Source organism: Anaerotignum neopropionicum (assembly GCF_001571775.1).
Lineage (GTDB): Bacteria > Bacillota > Clostridia > Lachnospirales > Anaerotignaceae > Chakrabartyella > Chakrabartyella neopropionicum.
Genome location: NZ_LRVM01000008.1, coordinates 77,859 through 102,212 on the forward strand (window position 1 = coordinate 77,859; position 24,354 = coordinate 102,212).

At 39.9% G+C, this 24,354-nt stretch carries 21 protein-coding genes; 14 read left to right on the top strand and 7 right to left on the bottom strand.

The features are described from left to right. Positions 1-26 precede the first annotated feature (26 nt). Both CLNEO_RS11710 and CLNEO_RS11715 read right to left on the bottom strand, forming a co-directional pair. Entirely contained in the window at positions 27-392 is a 366-nt protein-coding gene (locus CLNEO_RS11710) for a VOC family protein (RefSeq protein WP_066089155.1), read from the bottom strand. Positions 393-420: 28 nt separating this feature from the next. Further along, positions 421-1,938 carry a hypothetical protein gene (locus CLNEO_RS11715; RefSeq protein WP_066089158.1) on the bottom strand — a complete coding sequence of 506 codons (1,518 nt, stop codon included), beginning with the start codon at positions 1,936-1,938 and terminating at the stop codon, positions 421-423. A gap of 261 nt (positions 1,939-2,199) precedes the next feature. Between CLNEO_RS11715 and CLNEO_RS11720 the strand changes: the two genes are divergently transcribed. From CLNEO_RS11720 to CLNEO_RS11735, 4 genes are all read left to right on the top strand, one after another. Continuing rightward, positions 2,200-2,418, top strand: coding sequence for a hypothetical protein (locus CLNEO_RS11720; protein WP_066089161.1), 219 nt, complete (start codon positions 2,200-2,202; stop codon positions 2,416-2,418). Positions 2,419-2,619: 201 nt separating this feature from the next. Beyond that, a complete protein-coding gene (rbr, locus tag CLNEO_RS11725) occupies positions 2,620-3,153 on the top strand; it encodes a rubrerythrin (RefSeq protein WP_066089164.1) in 534 nt (177 codons plus the stop codon). 101 nt (positions 3,154-3,254) lie between these two features. After that, a complete protein-coding gene (gene sfsA, locus CLNEO_RS11730; RefSeq protein WP_066089167.1) occupies positions 3,255-3,953 on the top strand; it encodes a DNA/RNA nuclease SfsA in 699 nt (232 codons plus the stop codon). A gap of 63 nt (positions 3,954-4,016) precedes the next feature. Then, positions 4,017-5,180: a D-alanyl-D-alanine carboxypeptidase family protein gene (locus CLNEO_RS11735; protein WP_066089169.1), complete on the top strand. Its 1,164-nt coding sequence runs from the start codon at positions 4,017-4,019 to the stop codon at positions 5,178-5,180. A 268-nt stretch (positions 5,181-5,448) separates the two neighbouring features. On the opposite strand, the gene CLNEO_RS16065 is transcribed toward CLNEO_RS11735, so the two are convergent. Beyond that, positions 5,449-6,579, bottom strand: coding sequence for a GGDEF domain-containing protein (locus tag CLNEO_RS16065; protein WP_066089172.1), 1,131 nt, complete (start codon positions 6,577-6,579; stop codon positions 5,449-5,451). 370 nt (positions 6,580-6,949) lie between these two features. Here CLNEO_RS16065 and CLNEO_RS11745 point away from each other — a divergent pair, with 370 nt between their 5' ends. After that, entirely contained in the window at positions 6,950-7,531 is a 582-nt protein-coding gene (locus CLNEO_RS11745; protein WP_066089280.1) for a LysE family transporter, read from the top strand. A gap of 390 nt (positions 7,532-7,921) precedes the next feature. On the opposite strand, the gene CLNEO_RS11750 is transcribed toward CLNEO_RS11745, so the two are convergent. Next, on the bottom strand, positions 7,922-8,146 hold the full coding sequence (locus CLNEO_RS11750) for an alpha/beta-type small acid-soluble spore protein (protein ID WP_066089175.1): 225 nt from the start codon (positions 8,144-8,146) through the stop codon (positions 7,922-7,924). A gap of 144 nt (positions 8,147-8,290) precedes the next feature. Then, positions 8,291-8,962, bottom strand: a complete 672-nt coding sequence (locus CLNEO_RS11755) for a Crp/Fnr family transcriptional regulator (protein ID WP_066089178.1) — start codon at positions 8,960-8,962, stop codon at positions 8,291-8,293. 106 nt (positions 8,963-9,068) lie between these two features. Between CLNEO_RS11755 and CLNEO_RS11760 the strand changes: the two genes are divergently transcribed. From CLNEO_RS11760 to CLNEO_RS11800, 9 genes are all read left to right on the top strand, one after another. After that, positions 9,069-9,770 carry a 4Fe-4S binding protein gene (locus tag CLNEO_RS11760; protein WP_066089182.1) on the top strand — a complete coding sequence of 234 codons (702 nt, stop codon included), beginning with the start codon at positions 9,069-9,071 and terminating at the stop codon, positions 9,768-9,770. Between the two features lie 853 nt (positions 9,771-10,623). Continuing rightward, positions 10,624-11,799, top strand: a complete 1,176-nt coding sequence (locus CLNEO_RS11765) for a cation:proton antiporter (RefSeq protein WP_066089186.1) — start codon at positions 10,624-10,626, stop codon at positions 11,797-11,799. A gap of 613 nt (positions 11,800-12,412) precedes the next feature. After that, on the top strand, positions 12,413-14,392 hold the full coding sequence (gene uvrB / locus CLNEO_RS11770; protein WP_066089189.1) for an excinuclease ABC subunit UvrB: 1,980 nt from the start codon (positions 12,413-12,415) through the stop codon (positions 14,390-14,392). A 30-nt stretch (positions 14,393-14,422) separates the two neighbouring features. After that, positions 14,423-17,257 (top strand): excinuclease ABC subunit UvrA, encoded by a 2,835-nt coding sequence (gene uvrA / locus CLNEO_RS11775; protein WP_066089192.1) that lies wholly within the window; start codon positions 14,423-14,425, stop codon positions 17,255-17,257. 159 nt (positions 17,258-17,416) lie between these two features. Beyond that, positions 17,417-17,731, top strand: a complete 315-nt coding sequence (locus CLNEO_RS11780) for a hypothetical protein (RefSeq protein ID WP_066089195.1) — start codon at positions 17,417-17,419, stop codon at positions 17,729-17,731. A gap of 145 nt (positions 17,732-17,876) precedes the next feature. Then, positions 17,877-18,542 (top strand): single-stranded DNA-binding protein, encoded by a 666-nt coding sequence (locus tag CLNEO_RS11785; RefSeq protein ID WP_083531994.1) that lies wholly within the window; start codon positions 17,877-17,879, stop codon positions 18,540-18,542. 17 nt (positions 18,543-18,559) lie between these two features. Further along, positions 18,560-19,045, top strand: coding sequence for a cob(I)yrinic acid a,c-diamide adenosyltransferase (locus CLNEO_RS11790; protein ID WP_066089198.1), 486 nt, complete (start codon positions 18,560-18,562; stop codon positions 19,043-19,045). Positions 19,046-19,587: 542 nt separating this feature from the next. Continuing rightward, positions 19,588-19,926 carry an antirestriction protein ArdA gene (locus tag CLNEO_RS11795; RefSeq protein ID WP_083531995.1) on the top strand — a complete coding sequence of 113 codons (339 nt, stop codon included), beginning with the start codon at positions 19,588-19,590 and terminating at the stop codon, positions 19,924-19,926. Between the two features lie 639 nt (positions 19,927-20,565). Continuing rightward, on the top strand, positions 20,566-22,215 hold the full coding sequence (locus CLNEO_RS11800; RefSeq protein ID WP_066089202.1) for a hypothetical protein: 1,650 nt from the start codon (positions 20,566-20,568) through the stop codon (positions 22,213-22,215). Between the two features lie 192 nt (positions 22,216-22,407). Here the strand turns inward: CLNEO_RS11800 and dapB are convergent, their stop codons facing one another. Further along, positions 22,408-23,160 carry a 4-hydroxy-tetrahydrodipicolinate reductase gene (dapB, locus tag CLNEO_RS11810; protein WP_066089207.1) on the bottom strand — a complete coding sequence of 251 codons (753 nt, stop codon included), beginning with the start codon at positions 23,158-23,160 and terminating at the stop codon, positions 22,408-22,410. Positions 23,161-23,450: 290 nt separating this feature from the next. After that, entirely contained in the window at positions 23,451-24,335 is an 885-nt protein-coding gene (gene dapA / locus CLNEO_RS11815; RefSeq protein WP_066089210.1) for a 4-hydroxy-tetrahydrodipicolinate synthase, read from the bottom strand. Between the last annotated feature and the right edge of the window lie 19 nt (positions 24,336-24,354).

The following is a 24,354-nucleotide window of genomic DNA, read 5'->3' on the forward strand; positions in this document are numbered from 1 at the left end:
AACTTTAGAATCGCAATTATTTATTATTATCGTTTTGGGATGATCTCTAGCCAGTAATTATCTGGGTCATTAATAAAATAAATTCCCATTGCCGGGTTTTCAAAACAAATGCAGCCCATTTTTTTGTGTTTTTCATATGCGGCATCATAATCCTCTGCTTTAAATGCAAGATGGAATTCGTTTTCGCCCAAATTGTATGGTTCGGAGCGATCCTGTAACCAGGTCAATTCTAGTCTAAAATCGGTTACGCCATCACCCAAAAATACCAATTTCCAACTGCCGTCAGGGGCTTCTATCCTGCGAACCTCTTTTAAGCCAAGGGCTTCCTCATAGAATTTTATGCTTTTTTCCAAATTTACAATATTAAAATTGTAGTGGTTGAATGTGAACATATGCTGCCTCCTTTTTTTATGTGGTATATTAATGATGATGGTGATGGTCGTGACCGCAATCACAATCATGGTGATGATGGTGATTAGAGCTGCCATCATCATTAGGATCATCCTCGGGAGCTGCAATGGATTCGTACCCATTATCGGCAAAAACCGTACCAACCTTATCCACAATCAATATTCTTTGTTCATCGGTAGATACGTTGTCAATGGCCTCCATGATGCAATCCATAATATCTTGGACAGTGCCAACAGGAGGCAATGCGCTCAAAAGTGTTTGCATTGCAATTTTCCGTGTTTGAACGGGCAGCGTGTCAAAGCTGTTCCTTGTTTTCGCAATAAAATCATCAATCAGTATATTTTTTTCTTCCTGGGTGGCAAGGGGTAAATCCTGAGGTAGATCAAAGCGAAATAATTCATCATTGAGGTTGCCGAAGAAGCAATCGCGAATAAAATCTTCTGTCATAAGAACCTTCTTTGTATCCTCACTAAAGTCTTCAAAAGAACCAATTTTTTGCAATAAATCATATTCCTTATGACCGATTTCTGTGGCCTTATCAATGACAGGCTCTACCGCTTTTTCAAGCTGTTCATTTAAAGTGTCCAAATAGGCGGCTTTTTCCGTTGAATTCCATTCACCGCCAAAAAAATCACATACAGAATGGTATAAATCGCTATAAGCCACATCCTTTTGTGTTAAATCCTCAAAGGTATAGGTGAGGTAGAACAAAAGAATCAAAGAATTGATATCGTGGAGGATACAGGAAAAGTATTCCTCAATATCTTCTAGGCTTTCCAGCAGCCCATTCATTTCTTCAAATGAAACCGCAAGTTCCTCGTTTGTCAGCTTGTGGGGCAAAAGCATCCGTTTTTTCCCCAGCTCCTCAGCGATTTCGGTAAAATATTTCCCGTAAAGTGCATTGGATTCCGGGCAGCAAAAGCCCTCAAAGGTTTGCAAGGATTTGTCCATAAATTCCTTGCTTTCCTCTGCAAAAGCAGTATTTAAGCATTGCTTTACGTTGGCATAATACTTATCCCTGGTCATGAAAATGGGCACGCATTTTAAAAGCTGACCCATATAGTTGCTTTTTTCCTGTGCTGTTTGTGCGCTTTCTATGAAGGCGTGGCAATCCGCAAAAAATAAAGACCATTCCACCTGCTTTTGCGCAACCCCATCCTCCGTATATTTTCTTAATGTAATTTGGTCGCTGATATTTGTGGAAACAATATTCCATTGAGAAAAATAACTAAATACGATTTCATAAATAGACAAAAGACGTTTTTTCAGCTCCAAGCATTCCGCCAAAGCAAGAGTACGCTCTTGGTCATTGTTTTCCAGTAAATCCTCCAGACGAAGGAGATATTGACGTATTTCTTTTCTGATTTCGGCAAGATCCTGAGGGATTTCGTATGGAAGGGCACTAACACCCATTTCCTCCTCCTCCATGGCGCTCAATAAAAGCAACAGCAGGCTGCCAATAGCTTGCTGATAAATATAGTCTGCCGAAAGGTTTTTTATTTGTTCCTCCGTTGCGTGCTTAGCCAAAAGTAGAGCTCCTTTCTGATAAAAAATTCCAAAACAAGGTTCTTTTCTATTATAAATGAACTTTTATAAAAGTACAATAATACTTTTATGAATGAAAAATCATTATTTTTCAAGAATTTCCAAAAATCATTATTTTTGCGCCTATCCTTGTTAAAAAATCAATTCTTAACTTATAAAATTGCATTTACTTATTTTGGATGGAACGCATACTTTTATTATAATTCTATGGTATAATAACGGAACAAAGAAAGGAGGAGGCTTATGAACGTTATGTTTTTGGGTGGCATTTTAATGCTCATTTTGTTTTTTGGCGGTTTTGTTTTGGCAGGTTTGGCAATCTGGGCGCTGGCAACAAAAAAAGACACCTTACCTCAATGGGGGAAAATTATGCTTTGGGTTTTTGTTGTTTTAGCTGGAATGATATTGATTACAGGGATCGTTTGCATTTTGGTATTTGTAAGAAAATTTTTGTTGTTCTAAATTTGAACATGATTGCCTTGGCTTGAGTGGATTTGAAAGAATTATTACAAGCCCATGGAGGGCAGCAATTCTTTATGGAAGCTATAATAATTTTTTAAAACATTCTAATAGGTTCTTTAAATAGGAAATAACTCCGTTTTAAGGTATTTTTTGTATGGTTTGGGGAAAACTGTAAAGGAAAATATCTTAGGAGGGATGTAGATGGACTTAAAGGGTAGCAAAACTGAGCAAAATCTTATTTCGGCTTTTGCAGGAGAATCCATGGCAGCGAACAGGTATCGGCTTTATGCGGAAAAGGCCCATGAGGAGGGCTATGAGCAAATAAAAAGTGTTTTTGAGGAAACCTCGGAGAACGAAGTTCAGCATGCAAAACGAATTTTGAATTTTATAAATGGTATTGGCAGCACCGAAGCAAACTTAGAGGCCGGTGCCTACGGCGAGCATGAGGAATGGACAAAAATCTATAAGGAAATGGAAGCGGTAGCCAAGGAAGAAGGCTTTGGAGAAATTGCAGCCTTCTTTAAAAACGTTGCTACGGTAGAAAAGGAACACGAAGAACGCTATCAAGCCCTGCATAAATTACTGAAGGAGAAAAAGGTTTTTCAAGGAGATGAAAACACTGTCTGGGTTTGCAAAAACTGTGGCTATGTTTATGTTGGGAAAGAGGCTCCAAAAAAATGCCCGGTATGTATGTATCCACAGGCATATTTTGAGAGAAAAGCAGATAATTATTAAAGCTAAAAAGGAGGAGAGATTTCTCCTCATACATAGGATGTTGGATTTTTTGTGATGGATAAGCAACGAATAAAGAATTTGTTTCAAATGGAGCGTTTGTGATGGTTTATAAAAATATGAAAGAGGCTGTTTTTTTACGGCGAGAGAACCGTTTTTCTGCCTTTGTTTATTTGGAAGGAAAGGAAACGCAGGTTCATGTAAAAAATACAGGGCGCTGCAGGGAATTGTTGCAGCCGGGTGCAAGGGTCTATTTGGAGCCTTCCGATAATCCTCAGCGAAAAACAAAATACTCCCTTATATCTGTTTATAAGGGAAATATGCTGGTTAATATGGATTCTCAAGCGCCAAACCAAGTGGTGGCTGAGGCTATGGCGGAGGGCAGAATTTCTGAGATTGGGGAGGTTTCTGTTTTACGGCGAGAGGTTACGTATGGAAATTCTCGGTTTGATTTGTACTTTGAAGCAGGCATGCGTCGTGGGTTTATTGAAGTAAAGGGAGCAACATTAGAAGAAAATGGGATTTGCAGATTTCCTGATGCTCCAACGCTAAGAGGGCAAAAACACATTTTGGAATTAATTCGGGCCAAAGAGGAGGGCTTTGAGGCTTACGTTTTCTTTGTAATTCAAATGAAGGGAGCCAAAGTGTTTTATCCCCATTGGGAGAGAGATGCGGCGTTTTCAGAAGCTTTGGTAAGGGCAAAGGAGGCCGGTGTGGAAATTTTGGCGTATGATTGTATCGTTGACATTGACGCCTTACAGCTTTCCCAAAAAGTTTTCTCTAAAATAGAAAGAAAGACATAGGGTATATCCACGCTCCTTAGGACATAAACTATTAGGGAACATAGTCTTTGGGGAGGAACGTGCATGAAAAAAAGGATATTGGCGGCAGTGACAGCACTTTTCTGTTTTCTGGCGCCCTTTTGCGTTTGTGCGGAAGAAGGTGACAGCAGTGTCTTACAGCTGCAGTCAAAAAGCGCTGTTTTAATGGATCAGGCCACAGGCACGGTGATTTATGAAAAAAACAGCCACGAGGCAATGCCCCTAGCTAGTGTAACGAAAATAATGACCTTATTGTTAATTTACGAGGCTCATGCAGATGGCAAGTTTGCATGGACAGACGCAGTACAGGTCAGCGAGCATGCAGCGGCGATGGGCGGCTCTCAAGTGTTTTTAGAATCGGGAGAAACGCAAACAGCAGCTGATATGACAAAGTGCATTGCCATAGCATCTGCAAATGATGCGGCAGTGGCTATGGCGGAATTCGTTGCCGGCAGCGAGGAAGCTTTTGTTGAAAAAATGAACGAAAGGGCAAAGGAATTGGGCATGGAGGATACCAAATTTGTAAACGCCTGCGGCTTGGACGTTGATGGTCATGTTTCCAGTGCCTATGATATTGCTTTGATGAGCCGGGCACTGATGAAGGGTTTTCCTGAAATCCAAGAATATACAACGACATGGATGGATACCATTACGCACAAAACAAGAAAAGGAGAGTCTGAGTTTGGCTTAACCAATACCAATAAGCTGATCAAATGGTACGACGGTGCAACTGGGTTAAAAACAGGCTCAACAAGCAAGGCGTTATATTGCCTATCGGGTACAGCGGAGCGAAATGGTTTTGGCCTCATTGCTGTTGTTATGGCAGCTCCTGACTTTAAGATACGTTTTCAAGAGGATATGAAGCTTTTAGACTATGGTTTTGCAAATTATGCCGTGGAAAAAGGATATCCCGTTGGTGAGGATATGGGGATAATTCCGGTGGAGAAGGGCTCAAAGGAAGGCGTTCATGCCATTGTGAAGGATGAAATCTCGGTTCTCATAACCAAGGGGGGCAACGGAGAATGGGAAACCAAAACTGAAATGCTGCCCATGGTAAAGGCGCCTGTTGCCCAAGGCTCTAAGGTTGGCGAATTGATTTATGTTTTGGACGGCAAGGAAGTTGGTAGAACAGATTTGGTTGCTGCTGAAGCCGTGGAAAAGGCAAGCATACATATCATGCTTCAGCGCATGATGACGCATTGGTGTTAAGGCAGAAGGAGTCTTCTTTTGCACAACAGAGAATTAAAATAAAACACCCCAATTACCCCAAGGTAAGGGGTGTTTTTAATATAATGGCCTTTGTAATTCAACCGCCAGACAAGGGAAGAAAATACATAAAATAATTGGTGTGTAGAAAGTGCAAGCTGGAGTTTTTAAGGAATTCATTTCCCAAGAAATCTTTTTATGATTCCTTGTGGATTACATATTAAAACGGATGCTTAGAAATCCACTCCAAATCCACTCCAATGAAAAGGATCTAGCATAGATTTTGTTTTTTTTGCTGTTTATCACAGTACATTTTTTTATCTGCCGCTTGCACAAGGCTTTCTATCGTTGTTGCATTATCTTCGCCATAAACGGAATAGCCTACACTTAGGGACAGTGTGTAGGGCAAGCTTGCGGAAATTTCCACTAAAGAAGCATCAATTTTTTCAATATAAGGCAATGCATCTCCATCTTCATTAGCCATGATTACTGCAAATTCATCACCGCCATATCTTGAAAGAAATGCCTTTGTATCAGAAAAAACTTTTTTTAAAACCTGGGCAACAATGATTAAGGCTTTGTCCCCTTCAACATGACCAAAAGAATCATTGATTATTTTAAAATTATTGATATCAAAGAATATTAAAAAAATAATTTTATTTTTTGAGGCTTTTGTGATTTGGATTAAGTGCTGTTCAAATTTTCTGCGGTTATTTAATTGCGTTAAAGGATCCAAATGAATTTCTTTTTTTAAACTGCAAAGATAAAGCATGACAATGGAAATGATTACTGCTGCGGTTGTAATATGAAGCATTGGAAAAAGGGTGTCAATTCCTTTTCCCAATAGAGGAAATAGGGAATAAAGAAACAAATAAAAGCATATTTTTTGTTTTTCAATTAAATATTCTTTTTTGTACAAAACAAGGGAAGTGGCGGCTCCGGTCAAAATGTACCCATAAACCACTAGATTTTGCAGAAAATATAAATTACCTTGAATGTACTGTTTTTTTTCATTAATATAGAATATCCAATGGGTATAGGGAGAGCATAGAACCATTATACTCACAAAAAAAATTGGCAGGATATATAGAAGGTGGGCAGAAGGGTTGCACTGTTCCTCTGGCAAAAGCTCATGAAAAATAAATGACAGCCAATAATAAGCACCCATCTCCACGGAGATAAGGTATACTATTACCATAAAATATTGGAAAAAAAACGTTTTTTGTAAAGACACTGAATAATACAATAGGGTGTTTGCGGTTAAAGCCAAAACTGTGAAAAAAATTACTCGATAAAAAAATTTGTTGTTTTTTTGTATTTGCATAGAGCGTTTGCCATCTATCATTAGCAGTAGAAACAAAATAATTCCTAAAACATTGATTTCCACAATACTTGTATTCATAGGTTTTCCCCCTAATAGCATTTTAAAAGGCTATATATGGAACAAATTTTATTTTAAAAAAGCAGAAAAAGAAATTGACATTATGTATTTAATCAAGTACAATATAAAAAATTTAATCATATTAAATTACAGAGCTAAAATAGACCTTTGGCGTTGGCCAAACTCACTTGCTTTTTGAAAAAAGCTAGACAAAAACTTTTATGAAACCTTCATTCTATTCGAGTTTACGTCGGTCAAGATTTTGACTTTGTCTACAGTCTGGAATTTAATTATATGAATTGAATTAATAATTTAAATCACATGAGGAAGATAAGTGTTTATAAAGCTTTCCTTGGTGAATATACAAAAGAGAAAGTTTGGGGGTATTATTTTGTTTCAGTGGATAAATTTTTTAACTTATGCAGTCATTACTACAGCAACGCCGGGTCCAAACAATATTATGTCTATGTCAAATGCGGGTCGGGTGGGTCTAAAGAAATCCTATCCCTTTAATTTGGGAATTTGGGCAGGATTTTCGGCGGTTATGATCATTTGTACTGTGTTAAGCAGTGTTTTGAATGCCCTGCTGCCGGTAATTAAAATGCCCATGCTTGTGCTTGGGGGGGCATATATGCTCTATTTGGCTTATAAAACCTTAAAAAGGACGGGAGAAATTGGAGAAAAGCAAGTGAAAAATGGCTTTCTTTCCGGGCTTCTCCTACAATTCATTAATCCTAAAATTTATATTTATGGAATGGTTTCCATGGAGTCCTACATAATGCCCCATTTTCAACATAGTCCCGTAAAGCTTTTCGCCTTTGCCATTTTACTGGCCACAATTGGATGTTTTTTTAATCTTTGCTGGGCGGCATTTGGTTCTGCGTTTCGTCTGTTGTTCTCCCGTTATGCAAGGGCAATTAATACGGTAATGTCTTTACTTTTGGTATATTGTGCGGTTTCGTTGTTTTTATAGAGGGTTGCCTGAGTTTGATTTTTATAAAAAGCAGTCATATCATTTGTAGTTGCAATTGAGAAGGGCTGCTTTTTTGCTGTATATTTTAGAACAAAGTTATTGCAGCCATATCAGAATTCACAAAATTAAATTACTTTATTATATGCACGATAGAAAGAATTGTTAAGAAAAATAATACAAAGTAAGTATTGCTCAAACTAAATCAGTGGGTATGAAGAGGTTGCAAAAATGAAGCTGTTTTGCGGAAGAATAATGATATGTATCTACGAAAAAAGAGCCTGAAGTAAATTTACTCCAGACTCTTCTTTTACCTCATTCAGATAATCTGAGAGGTAATCCAATGGCTTTTGTTAGCCAATGAAATAAATCTTAACAAACAAGCTTCCGAGCTTAGCCCTGAGTTTTGCCTGCCATTGCTCTTTCCTGAGCTTCGATCATTTTCTTTACCATATAGCCGCCAACATAACCATTCTGTGCGGATGTTAAGTCGCCGTTGTAGCCCTTTTTCAAAGGTACGCCGATTTCGTTTGCTACTTCATATTTGAACTGTTCCATAGCTGCTCTAGCTTCGGGGACGTTCATCTTATTGCTTGTGCTGTTAGAAGTTCCACTCATTTTTATTACCTCCTTAAAAATAACTGTGTTTTTGTGTTGCACTAATATTATTGCACCGTCAATTAATATTATGTAGGAACATATTGGAACAATTTTCGGTGGATTTTAGCACCACTTTTTTATAAAATAGGAGGCTTTTCGTTTTTAATTCGTAAAATGTTCTTTTAGATGAAATATATTTTTATGATACGTTAAAAAACCTTCCTTTTGCAGCCTAGAGAGCTCAATGGACATGGCGCTGCGGTCAACGGCTAAATATTCAGCCAGCTGCTGACGGTTAAAAGGAATTTCAAACATTGCAGAGCCTGCTTTAATAGATTCTGCGGAAAGATAGGAAAGTAATTTTTCTTGTGTTGATCTTTTTGTAATATGTTCAATTTTTCCCGTTAGCATTAAATTTTTTCCTGCCAAAACAGAAATTAAATTTCGTATTAAATGGGCGTGAAACAAGCAAGTGGAGGAGCAGGTGGTTAAAATTCGTTTGATATCCAAAAATAAAACCGTTGTTGCCTCTACGGCGATGGCACTGACGGTTAAATCTTGCTTATTTGCACAGGCAAAGGACTCGCCAAACATTTGAGAGGGAGTAATATCACTTAGTATGGTTCGATTACCCCAAAAATCCTCTTTCACGATATGCACACAGCCCGATAAAACAAGCCCCATATAATCTATGGCTTCGCCTTGGTGAAAAATCACTTCATTTTTATCAAATTTTTTTTCTTTGGCACTAAGACAGCCAATTAAAGATTGTATATCATTTGATTCAATGCCGGAAAAGAGCTGAGAATTTTTTATAATCGAAATATAATTCATAAAAACCACCTTTTTGTTGTATTTCCAACAGCAATTCTATGCTTATTATAGTATTCTTTATCCAGAAAGACAAGAATAATTACAAAAAATATTGGGGGGAAAGAAAATGAAAAGAAGAATTATTGAAATCAATCAAGATAAATGCAACGGTTGTGGATTATGTGCAAATGCGTGTCACGAAGGCGCAATAGGCATGGTTGACGGAAAGGCGAAGTTGATTCGTGATGATTATTGTGATGGTCTTGGGGATTGCTTGCCCACTTGTCCTACGGGAGCGATTCAATTTATAGAAAGAGAAGCGCTGCCCTACGATGAGGAAGCCGTTAAGAAGAATATGGCGGCGAAGGGCCATACTTTTGGTTGTCCTGGCAGCCAGTCCCGTATGTTACAGCCACAAGGGGATGAAGCCGATTCAAATGGGCAGAATGCAACACAAGGCGTAAAATCTCAGCTTCGTCAGTGGCCTGTGCAAATTCAGCTGGCACCCACACAGGCACCATATTATCAAGGCGCAAATCTATTGATTGCAGCGGACTGTGCGGCATATGCTTACGGAAATTTTCATAATCAATTTATGAAAAACAAGGTAACATTGATTGGTTGTCCAAAGCTTGATGTGGTAGAGTATTCTCAGAAACTGCAGCAGATTATAATGCAAAACGATATTAAAAGCGTAACTGTTGTAAGAATGCAGGTTCCTTGTTGCGGTGGCATTGAAATGGCCGTAAAAACTGCATTGCAAAATAGCGGAAAATTTCTTCCTTGGCAGGTAGTAACAATTTCCACACAAGGCGAGATTATTGAATAAGTATGCAAACTCCTTTTATTGCGAATCAATAAGAGGAGTTTTTTGTTGTTTAACTTTCTTTATTTGCAAAAATGTAGCCAAGAAGGGTTAATTTTTGAGAAAAGGTGAAAAAGCGGAAAGCCTTGAATTGAAATGAGTTTTTGAAAGCTAAATATTTTTTTGCCTAGAGACTTACAGATTCCCTAAGGGAGAATCTCAGATTGCTACAAAGTCAAAATCTTGAGGGCTTTGCCTTTAAACACCCACATAGGGTTTGGAGTATCACTTTTGCTGCACAAAGCTATCTTTTGGACATATGGCACTTTTTTGACATTGCAACTTTGACCGGTGTAAACTTGCCTTGAATGTGGGGTTCATAAAAGTTTTTGGTCTTGCTTTTTTCAAAAAGCAAGTGGGTTTGGGCAACGCCCAAGGTTTATCTTGTGGGATTCTCAAGGGGGATCTAATTTTTTTATTTAAAAATTGGCTAAATGGAATCACATAAGATTTATTAGAAAATTAAAAAAACTTAATTTAAATTCTTAAAATTTTACACAAATATAATTTTTTTTTATGGTAAGTTATGCTAACGTTTATAAAAAAATATAAAAGCTAATATAAAAACCAAAAAATTCCATTATTCAAGAAAAACAACATAAGTACAATTTTATGAAAGTCATAAGAAAACAAATAAGAAATATTAAAAAGCAATTAAAATGAGGAAAGAAACGCAAATAATTTGCCTTTTTTAACTTATGTTTTCCATGTTTTATGAGTATTATTAACTTGAAAAAAGGAAATTTCAGGTATATAATCTTCTCTCATATAGATACAGAACAATATTTGAGAAATTTAAGAAAAGAGATGAAGATTTATGGAATCTTACAATTTTTTACTGGTATTGGCAATTATATTGTTGGCGACCAAGCTATTTGGCTTATTGACAGAAAGAATAAGCTTGCCTCAGGTTTTGGGCGCGTTAGTGGCAGGTGTTATTCTTGGGCCAAGTGGCTTTGGGGTTATTCAGGAAACTGATTTTTTAACCACTGCATCAGAAATAGGTGTCATTATGCTGATGTTTAGCGCAGGTTTGGGAACTGATATGAATGAGTTAAAATCGGCGGGGAAGACATCCTTCTTGGTTGCAGCGGTGGGCGTAATAATTCCTGTTATTTTTTGCGGCGGCCTCTATTTTATATTTTTCGAAGGTAGTATGAATTACATGAATTTAATCAGAACCATATTTGTCGGTGTTGTTTTCTCGGCAACCTCAGTTAGCATTACCTTAGAAACACTGCGGGAAATGGGAAAGCTCAAAACAAAGGTTGGCACAACAATTATGGGGGCGGCTATTATTGATGATATTATTGGAATTATAGTTTTATCTGTTATTTCCGGCTTAAGCGAGAGTGGTTCCGGTAATCCATTATTGGTATTGGTAAAAATTTGCGGATTTTTTGTATTCGTTGCTGTTATCGGCATTATTGTTCACAGCATATTCAAAATGCTAAATAAGCACCACGGAAAAAGTAAGCGAGTTGCAGTGTATTCTTTGGCATTTTGTTTTTTTATGGCTTATGCGGCTGAAAAACATTTTGGCGTTGCGGATATTACGGGGGCATATTTTGCTGGGGTAACCCTTTGCAATATTACGAAAACAAGGCAATTTGTGTCGGACAAAGTTTCCATCGCATCTTATCTTTTCTTTTCACCTGTTTTTTTTGCAAGCATCGGGATTAATACAAATATAAAGGGGATAGATCCTCGAGACTTGCTTTTTGTACTGCTGCTGTTTGCAGTTGCTGTGATCACAAAGATTGTTGGTTGCGGCGGCACGGCAAAGCTTTGTAAAATGACAACGCAGCAGGCTTTGGGTGTGGGTATCGGTATGGTTTCCAGAGGTGAGGTTGCTTTGATGGTTGCACAAAAGGGTTTAATGCTGAATATGGTGTCGGAAGAAGTTTTCCCCACACTAGTACTGGCAGTTGTTGCAACGGTATTTATTACGCCAATCTTATTAAATAAGACTTTGAAAAATTACACGGAATAGAAAGGTCTGTGTTGTTTAAGCAGCAATATACTTAGGAAAATGTTAATTCATTCTGTGTGCACATCTAAGAGAGTGGTAAATTTGCACTTGGACGGCGTCAAAAAGCTTCGCAAAAGCGTTGCGATTACTGCATTTTTTTCTTGACAGTGGAAAAATTTCCTCCACCATCTGCACACCCCCATTAAATGAGTGCTTTCTTAGAAAAAAGACGAACATGATTTATGAATGGTATCTGCTAAAAAATGTAGATACCATTTTTTTTGTGGCGTTTAGGTATCTAAAAAACATGAAATACTAAATAAGTCAAAGGCAGCCGCCTAAAATTAGTGTTTATTGAATAAGTTTTCTTTAATTTAGTAAAAATTTGCATGTAAAAGTTTTAATAAAATAGAATTTATTTTCTGTAATGGAAATATTTTTAGAACTAACGTTTGCATTTTGTGCTATACTTTTTAAAGCGAATGTGTTATAATTTGTAAGTGTTTATTGCCAGTTTGAAGTAGGATTAGTGGTAGAAATGTATTTTAGTATAGATCGATTATTATCCTTTAAAATGATAAGGATACTTAAATATTGTATGTAAGTATACGAACTTTTTTTCGGAGGTGAAAAAATGAAATTCAAGGTTTATTCTGAATATAAGCCAACGGGAGACCAACCCCAGGCAATTGAAACCCTTGCAAAGGGCTTTCAAGAGGGGAAAAAATTTCAAACTTTGTTGGGCGTTACCGGCAGCGGTAAAACCTTTACTATGGCAAATATTGTTGAAAAATTACAAAAGCCAACCCTTGTCATTGCCCATAATAAAACCCTTGCGGCGCAGCTTTATAACGAATTGAAGGAGTTTTTTCCGGAGAATGCCGTGGAGTATTTTGTTTCTTATTATGACTACTTTCAACCGGAGGCATATGTGCCCAGTACGGATACCTATATTGAGAAGGATTCTTCCGTAAACGATGAAATTGACAAGCTGCGCCATTCGGCAACGGCGGCGCTGGTAGAACGAGAAGACGTTATCGTTGTAGCCAGCGTTTCTTGTATTTATGGATTGGGTGATCCCGAGGAATATTATGGAATGATGCTTTCTTTGCGCCCCGGAATGGAAAAGGATCGGGACGAGGTGCTTCGAAGCTTAATAGAGATGCAATATGACAGAAACGATATGAATTTTGAAAGAGGCTCATTCCGTGTGCGTGGGGATGTGGTGGAAATCTTTCCTGTTGGTTCTTCGGAGCAGGCTGTGCGCGTTGAATTTTTTGGTGATGAAATAGAGCGAATTACGGAAATTGACGTATTAACAGGGGAAATTCTTGGGACAAGAGCCCATATTTCTATTTTTCCTGCTTCTCATTATGTAACGTCATCCGAAAAGCTGAAAATTTCTATTGGGCGTATCGAAAAGGAGCTTCAGGAACGCTTGGACGAGCTGCGCAGGGAGGATAAACTTCTGGAGGCTCAGCGCTTGGAGCAACGCACCAATTATGACCTTGAAATGATGCGTGAAATGGGATTTTGCTCAGGGATTGAAAACTATTCTAGGCATTTATCCCTTAGGGAAGCGGGAAGTACGCCCTTTACGCTCATAGACTTCTTCCCTGATGATTTTTTGATGATTGCGGATGAATCTCATGTTTCTATTCCCCAGATTCGTGGAATGTATGAGGGGGATAGATCAAGAAAAACCACTTTGGTAGACTTCGGCTTCCGCTTGCCCTCTGCTTTGGACAATCGCCCGCTAAAGTTTGCGGAATTTGAACGTAAAATAAATCAGCTGCTATTTGTTTCCGCAACACCCTCTGTGTATGAAAAGGAGCATGCGGAGCAAATTGCAGAGCAAATCATTCGTCCCACGGGGCTTTTGGACCCTGAAATTTCCGTTCGTCCCATTGAAGGGCAAATCGATAACTTGCTTTCTGAGGTTAAGAAAACTACTTCTGCAGGGCGGAAGGTGCTTGTAACAACGCTGACGAAGAAGATGGCGGAGCGCTTGACGGATTATTTGCGAGAGGCGGGTGTGCGGGTGCGTTATCTTCATTCAGATATCGTAACCCTGGAGAGGTTGGAAATTATTCGGGATTTGCGTATGGATGTGTTTGATGTTTTGGTGGGGATCAATCTTTTAAGAGAAGGGCTGGATATTCCCGAGGTAAGTTTGGTTGCTATTTTGGATGCGGATAAAGAGGGCTTTTTGCGTTCGGAAACCTCCTTGATACAAACTGTGGGGCGAGCGGCAAGAAACGCGGATGGACGGGTAATTATGTATGCCAATGTGATGACGGATAGTATGGAGAGAGCCATTCGAGAAACCAATCGCCGCCGGGGTATTCAAGAGGCCTATAATGAGGCTCATGGAATTATCCCCCAAACCATTCAAAAAAAGGTTCATGATATTATCCAAATCAGTAAAACTGTAACGGAAAAGCAAAAGTTCGGCTTGGATAAAGACCCGGAATCGCTGAGCAAAGAGGACTTAAAAAAGCTGATTCAGAAGATGAACAAGGAAATGAAGCAGGCGGCAGTTGAGCTGCAATTTGAGCGAGCCGCAGAATTAAGAGATAAAGTATTGGAAATAAAAAAGCTGTTAGAGGAATGATAGACGGTATTTCCGCCTTTAGGAGGAACTATGAAGGATAAAATTGTAATTCGGGGAGCGAGAGCTCATAATCTAAAAAATGTGGATCTCACTATCCCAAGAGATAAACTGGTTGTATTTACTGGAGTGAGCGGTTCGGGCAAAAGCTCCTTGGCCTTTGATACTTTATATGCGGAGGGGCAGCGACGCTATGTTGAGTCCTTGTCCTCCTATGCACGTCAATTTTTGGGCCAGATGGACAAGCCGGATGTTGATTTAATTGAAGGGCTCTCCCCTGCCATTTCCATAGACCAAAAAACCACGAGCCATAACCCTCGTTCCACGGTAGGTACTGTAACGGAGATTTATGATTATTTGCGTCTGCTTTATGCCCGCATCGGCATTCCCCATTGCCCAAAATGCGGAAAGGAGATTAAAAAGCAAACCATAGACCAAATTGTAGACCGTATTTTGGAATTGCCTGAGCGCACAAAGCTGCAGCTTCTTGCCCCTGTGGTTCGGGGGAGAAAAGGGGAGCATGTAAAGCTTTTAGAGGATGCGAAAAAAAGTGGTTACGTTCGTGTGCGTGTGGATGGAATTTTGTATGACCTTTCCGAAAAAATTCAACTGGAAAAAAATAAGAAGCACACCATAGAGCTTGTCATTGATCGTTTGGTGGTGAAAGAGGGGATACAAAAGCGTTTGACAGAATCCATTGAAACGGTATCAGCTTTGACAGGAGGTCTTTTGGTGGTGGATGTGAACCAGGGAGAAGAGGAACTGGTATTCAGCCAAAATTTTTCTTGTCCCGATTGTGGCATTGATTTAATGGAAATTGAGCCAAGACTGTTTTCCTTTAACAATCCCAGCGGAGCCTGCCCCACCTGCACGGGCTTGGGGATGCAGATGAAGTTTGATGAGAGTCTGCTTGTTCCCAACGATAGTCTTAGTATTTTGGGAGGAGCCATCAATGCGCCCGGTTACAACTCTATTTCCACAAAGGATAGCATGAGTCGTGTGCTGTTTGAGGCATTAGCGGAAAAATATAATTTTTCGTTGGATATTCCTTTTCGTGAACTGCCGGAAAACATAAAAAAAATTATTTTTTACGGTACCGGGGGCGAAAAGTTACGCATTACTTATTCAAATTGCCGCGGAACGGGCACCTATGATTATGATTATGATGGATTAATCCCTAATTTGCAGCGTCGCTACACCGAAACCTCCGAGGCCATGCGTGGGGAATATGAAGAATATATGACGAATATTCAGTGTCCGGATTGCCATGGGCAGCGTTTGCGCCCGGAGGTTCTTGCCATTACCATAGGTGGAAAAAATATTTCTGAATTGACAGACCTTCCCATTTCCTTAACACAAAAATTTTTCCAAAATCTTGTGTTAAGTGGACGGGAAGAAATGATCGCCCATCGTATTTTGAAGGAAGTAAATGCCAGAATTGGTTTTTTAATGGATGTTGGTTTGGAATATCTTACCCTTGCCCGTGCAGCGGGCACCCTTTCAGGGGGAGAAGCACAAAGAATTCGTTTGGCTACCCAAATTGGGTCCGGGTTGGTTGGCGTGGTTTATATTTTGGATGAACCAAGTATCGGTTTGCACCAAAGAGATAATGACAAGCTGCTGAAGTCGTTGCAGCGTCTTCGAGACATTGGGAATTCGCTGATTGTGGTTGAGCATGACGAGGATACCATGTATGCCGCAGACTGCATTGTGGATATCGGACCAGGGGCAGGCAAGGAGGGGGGCGAGGTACTTTGCGTGGGCAGTGTTCAAGAAATTATGGCTTGTGAACGCTCCATTACGGGAGACTATCTCAGCGGCAGGAAAAAAATTGAGGTACCCAAGGAAAGAAGACCCTTTGCCCTTGAAAATGTCATTAAAATTAGCGGTGCTGCGGAAAATAACCTGAAAGATATTGATGTGGAAATTCCGATGGGCGTGTTTACCTGCGTCACAGGGGTAAGCGGCTCGGGCAAAAGCTCCTTAGTCAACGAAATATTGTATAAGCGCTTGGCAAGGGATTTAAACCGCGCGAAACTTCGCCCCGGTGTTCATGAGGAAATGATGGGCTATGAAAAGCTGGATAAGGTTATAGATATTGATCAATCGCCCATTGGTCGTACACCCAGAAGCAATCCTGCCACCTATACGGGGGTTTTTGATATGATTCGTGATGTATTTACCCAAACCACTGAGGCAAAGATGCGGGGATACCAAAAGGGCAGATTTAGTTTTAATGTAAAGGGTGGGCGCTGTGAGGCTTGCGCCGGAGATGGAATCATTAAAATTGAAATGCATTTTTTGCCCGACATTTATGTGCCTTGCGAGGTTTGCCAGGGAAAACGATATAATCGTGAAACCTTGGAGGTAAAGTATAAGGGGAAAACCATTGCCGATGTATTGGAAATGACAGTGGAAGAAGCATTAACTTTTTTTGAAAACATTCCTAGAATAAAAGCAAAGCTTCAGACCCTTTACGATGTGGGGTTATCTTATGTTCATCTGGGACAGTCCTCTACTACCCTTTCCGGCGGCGAGGCGCAAAGAGTGAAGCTGGCAACAGAGTTGAGCAGAAAAAGCACAGGGAAGACTATGTATATATTGGATGAACCAACAACAGGGCTGCATACCGCAGATGTGCATAAATTAGTGCATATCATTCAGCGATTGACCGAAGGCGGCAATACAGTTGTAGTCATTGAGCATAACTTGGATGTAATCAAGACGGCGGATTATATCATTGACTTAGGGCCTGAGGGCGGAGATAAGGGTGGAATGGTGGTGGCCAGTGGAACACCTGAAGAAATCTGTAATATAGCTCATTCCTATACAGGCCAATATTTAAAAGGTGTTATTCAAAAAGGGTAAAAATAAAAATGGTGGGAAATTCAATTTTTTTGATATTTCTCACATTTTTTGTTATAATTCAGAAAAAGGTTTTTGCACAAAAGAAATGTTTATATTGACAAGTCGTTTAGAAATCATTACCATAATAGGTATAAGATTTTTGATAAAGTGGAGGAAGGTATGGCAAAGGCAAAAGAACCAGTGCAGGATTTTGTACAGGCAAGTAAACGGGTGGCTGATTTTTTTGGCAGTGAGGGGGATTTCTTTTTAAAGCCTCTTTTGGATTTGGAATGGACGATACGTCGAGATGATGATTTTTACTTCCTCTGTTATTGGTTAGAAAACGATAAAAAAGTAGAAGCGGTAATTGTGAAAAAAAATGGGGAACCATTGATATATCGTACAAAAGATTACTCTATGGTTGTGGCGATTGATTGCGTAAAAATAGGGTTTGTTTTCCGTAATGGCAAAAGAGCCTCAGAACTCCGGCAATGATGGCTACCATGCAGTAAACGCACCTATAGAAGGACATGAATAGTTTTTTTTCATTCTGACTTCTAAAGGTTTGTTTTTTTGCGTAAACTTAAGTACAGAAGGAACATTGCCGACGAAAATACGGCATAGAAAAGGGGAGAAAGAGATGCATATGGATGGATTGCCGGAAAATAACAATGTTGCCATTGCCGGTAAAATCGTGGAGGAATGTGTGTTTAGCCACGAGGTTTATGGAGAAGGCTTCTATACGTTTAAAATAGCATCTGAGCGCCTAAGCGATCAGGCTGACATCCTTCCGATTACTGTTTCGGAAAGGTTGATCGATAAAAATCAGCTGAGAAGGGGCGTTTGTGTGGATGTCATAGGCCAGCTTCGAAGCTATAATAACTATAATAGCAAGAAGAACAGGCTTGTACTTACTGTTTTTGCCAGAGAAATCTGTATTTTAGCGGAGGATGAAAAAAAGAATATTAATCAAATTTTTATGAATGGATTTATCTGCAAAGAGCCAATTTATAGAAAGACACCATTTGGCCGTGAAATATCAGATGTTTTGGTTGCGGTAAACCGTGCGTACAATAAATCCGACTACATTCCATGTATCGTATGGGGGCGCAACGCAAGATATATGGCTAACCTTAAGGTTGGCGCGAACATTAAGGTTTGGGGCAGAGTGCAAAGCAGAAATTATCAGAAAAAAATGGGTGAGGCTGTTGAAGAGCGTATTGCCTATGAGGTTTCTGTATCTAAAATTGAAATTCCCCATGCTGATGAAAAAATGAATATCGTTGAATTAACTACCGAAGAATAGCAGGAGTTGAATAAAAAGTGAGACAAGGACAGATTTCCGTTTATTATGGTGCAGGCAAAGGAAAAACCTGTGTTGCTGTTGGCAGAGGCTTGCGAGCCATTGGGGATGATATGCGTGTTGTGATGATACAGTTTATGGATTATCATAACAGTAAAGAAATCGAACTGTTAAAAAAACTTGAGCCGGATTTTCGTATTTTTAGATTTGAAAAGAACCGTGCGGAACAAGAGATTAATGATGCTGTTCGCAGGGAAATTACGGATGAAATTAAAAATGCCTTTAATTTTGCCAGAAAAATTGTGGATACAGGGGAATGCGAAATGCTTCTATTGGATGGCATTTTAGAATGCATCAAACAAGGATTTCTTTCTGCGGAGCAGTTGGATGAATTGCTGGATAGACGACCAGATTATATGGATATTATCCTGACGGGGGATTCCTTGCCGCCTTCCATAGCGGAACGGGTACATTGCATTTATCAATTGAAAGCGGAGAAACAGTGAATTTTGTTTTTTAGGGCTACTTAAAAAGAGTACCGCTATATTATGAGTTTTGCGAGGAATTATTAGGTTATTTTTTGATAATTTTAAAAGCATAATGAAAAATATGAGCGTACGAATAGCCGCCGTTTTACAGCGGTTTCAGGGTGCCGATAAAGTTGACACCTTTTGATTAAAGCTCAGCCTGCGGATCCCATTTCATTAGCGTTCTTCTTCGTGCCCATAAACCGCCCGACCAGACACCGAAGGTGTAAAGAGAGGGGTTGTGTAAAGAAAAAAAGCGGTCTTTTTCCAAAGGGAGAAGAAATAACCACTGTTTTTCAAACGCTTCTGTTCTTAAAAATAGGTTATTAGACAGTCTGAAACCTCCTTTATGGTATAATAAATACCATAAAGGAGGTTATTTTTATGATGGGGAAACAAAGCAAACCAATTCAAATAATTATTCAAGATATGGATTTCATGATTGCAGAAAAATATCTTGTGTAACAAATTAAGAACTATGTAAATTTTGATTTCATATATGAAAAAGCAGCGATCTCAGCGTGAAAGACCTAATCAATCTTACGCAAAATCTGAATTGCTTCGAGTTTTACCCAGAAATTGAGGGCGAGGAAGATTTGAGCCACCACTATATTGTTGAAATGTGTACGCTGGAGATTCTGGGGCAGTTGAAGAACTATGTTGATTATGAAGCCTATGGGCCAGATATGAGCATGGGCGAGGCCAGACGCTTTTCTGAAAACGGCTATGTGGTGCGGACAGGCGACAGCTTCAACGAGACTTACATGGGCAAGGATGATATACCAGACGAATATAGGATTTTTGCTTATCCCAAGGGGGAAAAATTATCTATTCGTGACATCCGCAAACGTTATCAGTAGATGATTGACAGCATATTTACTTCCTCAAAGGGACACACCGCCTCGGACTGGGAGGAATGATAAAGCCACCTTCGAGCAAATTTTCTTCAAATGAGAAAGACCAACTATCAAAAGTCAATAGGCAAAAAAACATTTTTAAATATTTGATGGATTTTTATGCATTACAAAAAGACTTGTAAAAGCAAGATTTTTGAAAATATTTAAAGGTAAAGCTATTATTCTCGAGGTCTTTGCACTTCTTAAAGCCACACGCTGTGGAAACAATACGGGTGTGTTGGGTTATAATGACAGAGGTTTACTTATTATCCCAATGTTGTGATAAACAATATTATCCTGATTTTTTATCGGGGTTTTCCTTTTCTTAAGGGATTTTTGTTATCCTTTTTGGATTTTCTAAACAGCAGGATAATTATAGTATTTTAATATTTTTTTTGGTATAATTTTTTCATATGATTGTGTAAGAGGAAATTGTTTCTAGGAAAATTCTAATGAATAACACTTTTAAATGTTCTAGTTTGTAGAGATAGTCAAAACCTTAGAGGTGGTAGAGAAGCAAAGGTAATAAGGGGAATTTTTGAATAGACATTTCTAATGAAAGGGTATTATGCAACAACTACATATTATTAAGGAGGATTATTTATGAAAATTAAATCAATATATTTAAAATCATATGTAACAAAAACTGGGCGATGTTTTACTGCACTGCTTCTGGCCTGCGTTATGATTTTTAGTATAAGTGCTTGTGGAGGGAAAAAAACAAAGGGTGAAGAAATTAAGCCGATTTCCGTTGAGCGTGAGGAGGAGCCCCAAGCTCTGCAAACTGCAAACGAAGCAACTGTGATTGCCCTGCGGCAGTATATTTACGCAAGGCTTGCCACTGAGGCTTTTTTATCTGTGGACGCTTCCTCCATGTCCATAGAGGAACTAAGTGCCATGGCAAATGAGGTTCTTCTAGCGTGGGAAAACGCAGAGACGGTTTCTTCTTCGGCGGTGGATGTTACTGATCATGCCATTTTGCTGTTGGACACCCCCGCTGCAAAGCAGTCTTTAAATATTAATGGAACACAGGCTTCCTTTATGCCCCTTGCTGCCGTAGGTTCGCTCTTCCAGAATGTTGCCTATGCGGCGGAGGGCGGAAGAAAGATTGATCCACAAACTTGGGCGGAAAACCTTACAAAGCAGTATGACGCTTTGTCGGGGGCGAAACGGTATCAACAGCTTGCCCAGCAGTTGGGGACAGATGCAAAATCGGCTTATGAGCAGATGGTGCTTGCGCAGAAAATTATCCGCAACGCCGCTGAGTTGGAGGAGGCTGAGGGTGTAGTAAAGGCTTGGACGGAGAGTATTAATTATCTGCAGGGAGTAAAGACTGCCAGCAAAGTTGGTGTGTTCGTTGTGGGAACAGTGGTTACAGGTGGTGGATCTGTGTCAGCTTTGGGGGCGAGTAGCATGTCATTAGGACAGGCGGGTGGAATTGTTGTGGGCGGCACCGACTGTATCGTAGATATTGCGGCTACGGGAAGCAACATCATTTTGGCAGAAAACCATCAAGTTACAGTGGGTTTCAACGATTTGAAGGATAAGTTGGCGCCTGTTTCGGCGGTGGTAGGCCTTGCTACCTTCAATGCAGGGGAAACTGGAGAACAGCTTACTTATATTGGAGATACGCTGGCGGACTGGTTTTTTGAGGGAAAAATATTGGGCGTGAAGGTGGACAAAAGGAATGTTTCTGCACGCGTGTTTGATAGCGTTGATGGGGTGTCGGCGGAATCCGCATTGGAAAAAGCGGGATATGTTTTTCCGGAAGCAACCAAAACACTGAAGGAGATTATGGATGCGTTACAGTACGATCCTGAGGAAGCCATTGCCAAAATGGACGCTATCGTCTCTCAAATGGCGGAGCTGGAGAGGATGGTAGAAGGCTGGGTTGAGGCGGAAAATGACCAAAGCACTTCTACAGAGAATTCTCTTGGAATTACATCTATTTTCGGTACCTACACATGTACTTTCGTTTACAATGGTTCTGAGGATGAGGGAGAAGATGTTGAAACCATTATGATTCAGGACAAAGGCGATGGCACAGTGGGTTGGATCGACGAGGATGGAGAAGAAACCATCCTAACCTATAACAAAAATACGGGCACATTACACTGGGATGAAGATGGCTTTACCATTTATATTGCTTTTTCTGGAACTGGGAACTCTTTAACGGGAAGTGGTTATATGAAGGGGATTTTTTGGGAAAATCCTTTAGATGTCAGCATAAGTCTTACCAAAATTTCTGATTAACGTAGGAGCGACTATGTTTTACAATCACTGGGAAACACAAAGGGATCCGGACGCCCCGACCACTGTTGGTGGGGGCATTGGCTATGGAGTTCCTTTTGGCATAAAAAACACCCCCCTAGTTATTTACAGTATACCATACTGTTTAACTTTGGGGGTGCAGTTCAATTGTATTGGTTCTGCCCTTAGCTGCCTTTATGCTAAAACATCCTTCATGGAATAAAGTCCAGGGCCTTTATAAGCTAGATATTTTGCGGCTTTTACGGCGCCTACGGCAAAAACTTCACGGGAGGTGGCATGATGGGACAATTCAATCACTTCATCTCTGCCGGCAAATATTACGTCATGATCGCCGACAATATTCCCGCCGCGCACTGCATGAATACCAATTTCCTTGGGTTCTCTTTTTTCTCTAATTTGGGAGCGGTCATACACATAATGAAATTGTTGCTCCATGGCCTCGTTGATTGCATTGGCCAATGCGAGGGCGGTACCGCTGGGGGCATCAATTTTCTGATTATGATGCTTTTCCACAATTTCGATGTCAAAGTTTGCATCATGCAAAATCTGAGCAGCTTTTTGAACCAGTTCAAGCAGTAGGTTTACACCCAAAGACATATTTGCAGATTTTAATACAGCGACACTGTGAGAGGTTTCCGTCATTAATTCTGTGGTTTCGTCTCCGAGAGCGGTGGTGCAAACAACAACGGGTATTTTTTTTGCCTTTGAAAATTCCAATAAAGCCGGCACAGCCATTGCTGTGGAAAAATCTATAATTACGTCTGCTTCAACAGTACAATCAGCGGGCGTGGGGAATACAGGGAAGCTAGCTTCAGACATGCTTGGATCAATACCAGCAACAACTTGACAGGCAGTATCGTTTTCAACGATTTCTGCTACAACCTGTCCCATTTTGCCACCGCAGCCGTGAATAATAATATTAATCATAGGGTACACTCCTTTAAAATCAAACTTTATCCTTGCTTTTTGAATCAATAGACAGAAAATTTTCTCATGCACTCACGGATTCATTAAGACTAGTCCTTTTGCTGACCAACGTCAGCTCTCTGGCGTAAATTTGGCATGTTTTTATTTTCATATAACAGACGGGTGCCTAACGCCACCTAATAATCAGCCGGAGCAAGCACCGCCCGATTACATTGCGCAAGTACAAAAGCATGTACTTGTGCAAGTCTGTTAAAATGCGGCAAAGTTGTCCTTTGCCGCAAGCCAAATCATTATGAAATCAAACCGTAGTTTTTCATTGCTGTTTTCAATGTTTCTAAATTCTTATCTTCCATTGCGCAAAGAGGCATACGGCAAGGCCCAACCTCGTAGCCCATTAAATCTAAAGCTGTTTTTACAGGAATAGGATTCACTTCACAAAACAAAGCGGAGATTAATTCAATAACGCCCAGCTGCAAGTCAATCGAGCCTTTAATATCCCCCTCTAAGAATTTTACAACCATATCATGGGTTTGCTTTGGTGCAATGTTGGAGAGAACGGAGATAACCCCTTTGCCGCCCAAAGACATGATGGGCAAAATTTGGTCATCATTGCCGCTGTATAGATCAAAATCAGGGCCAATCAGGGAGGCAATTTCTGCTACCTGAGATAGGTTTCCACTTGCTTCTTTTAAAGCAACAATATTTTTTACCTTAGACAGCTCTAAAACAGTTTTAGGCGCAATATTACATCCCGTTCTGCCGGGGACATTATACAAAATAATAGGGATGGAAAGGCTTTCGGCCACTGCCGTATAATGCAAAACTAAGCCTTTTTGTGTTGCTTTGTTATAATAGGGTGTTACCAGCAATACTGCGTCAGCCCCCGCATTTTCGCAGCCCTTTGCTAAGTCAATGCAGTGTGCTGTGTCATTACTGCCTGCACCTGCAATCACTGGGACACGACCATTCACGACTTCAACAGCATAGCGTACACATTCAATTTGCACTTCATCGGACAAAGTGGATGCCTCGCCTGTTGTACCGCAAATAATCAGCGCGTCGGTGTCATTGGCAAGTTGGAACTCAATCAGTTCTTTCATTTTTTCAAAATTAACAGTACCATCGGGGAATGTAGGCGTCACTAAGGCAACACCCGCACCTGTAAAAATTGACATAATGCAAGCACCTCCAAAA

Coding starts and splice junctions, on each gene's coding strand:
- CLNEO_RS11710 (WP_066089155.1), bottom strand. CDS start 392: ATGTTCACATTCAACCACTACAATTTTAATATTGTAAATTTGGAAAAA.
- CLNEO_RS11720 (WP_066089161.1), top strand. CDS start 2,200: ATGAACGTTATGTTTTTGGGTGGCATTTTAATGCTCATTTTGTTTTTT.
- rbr (WP_066089164.1), top strand. CDS start 2,620: ATGGACTTAAAGGGTAGCAAAACTGAGCAAAATCTTATTTCGGCTTTT.
- sfsA (WP_066089167.1), top strand. CDS start 3,255: ATGGTTTATAAAAATATGAAAGAGGCTGTTTTTTTACGGCGAGAGAAC.
- CLNEO_RS11735 (WP_066089169.1), top strand. CDS start 4,017: ATGAAAAAAAGGATATTGGCGGCAGTGACAGCACTTTTCTGTTTTCTG.
- CLNEO_RS16065 (WP_066089172.1), bottom strand. CDS start 6,579: ATGAATACAAGTATTGTGGAAATCAATGTTTTAGGAATTATTTTGTTT.
- CLNEO_RS11750 (WP_066089175.1), bottom strand. CDS start 8,146: ATGAGTGGAACTTCTAACAGCACAAGCAATAAGATGAACGTCCCCGAA.
- CLNEO_RS11755 (WP_066089178.1), bottom strand. CDS start 8,962: ATGAATTATATTTCGATTATAAAAAATTCTCAGCTCTTTTCCGGCATT.
- CLNEO_RS11760 (WP_066089182.1), top strand. CDS start 9,069: ATGAAAAGAAGAATTATTGAAATCAATCAAGATAAATGCAACGGTTGT.
- CLNEO_RS11765 (WP_066089186.1), top strand. CDS start 10,624: ATGGAATCTTACAATTTTTTACTGGTATTGGCAATTATATTGTTGGCG.
- uvrB (WP_066089189.1), top strand. CDS start 12,413: ATGAAATTCAAGGTTTATTCTGAATATAAGCCAACGGGAGACCAACCC.
- uvrA (WP_066089192.1), top strand. CDS start 14,423: ATGAAGGATAAAATTGTAATTCGGGGAGCGAGAGCTCATAATCTAAAA.
- CLNEO_RS11780 (WP_066089195.1), top strand. CDS start 17,417: ATGGCAAAGGCAAAAGAACCAGTGCAGGATTTTGTACAGGCAAGTAAA.
- CLNEO_RS11785 (WP_083531994.1), top strand. CDS start 17,877: ATGCATATGGATGGATTGCCGGAAAATAACAATGTTGCCATTGCCGGT.
- CLNEO_RS11800 (WP_066089202.1), top strand. CDS start 20,566: ATGAAAATTAAATCAATATATTTAAAATCATATGTAACAAAAACTGGG.
- dapB (WP_066089207.1), bottom strand. CDS start 23,160: ATGATTAATATTATTATTCACGGCTGCGGTGGCAAAATGGGACAGGTT.
- dapA (WP_066089210.1), bottom strand. CDS start 24,335: ATGTCAATTTTTACAGGTGCGGGTGTTGCCTTAGTGACGCCTACATTC.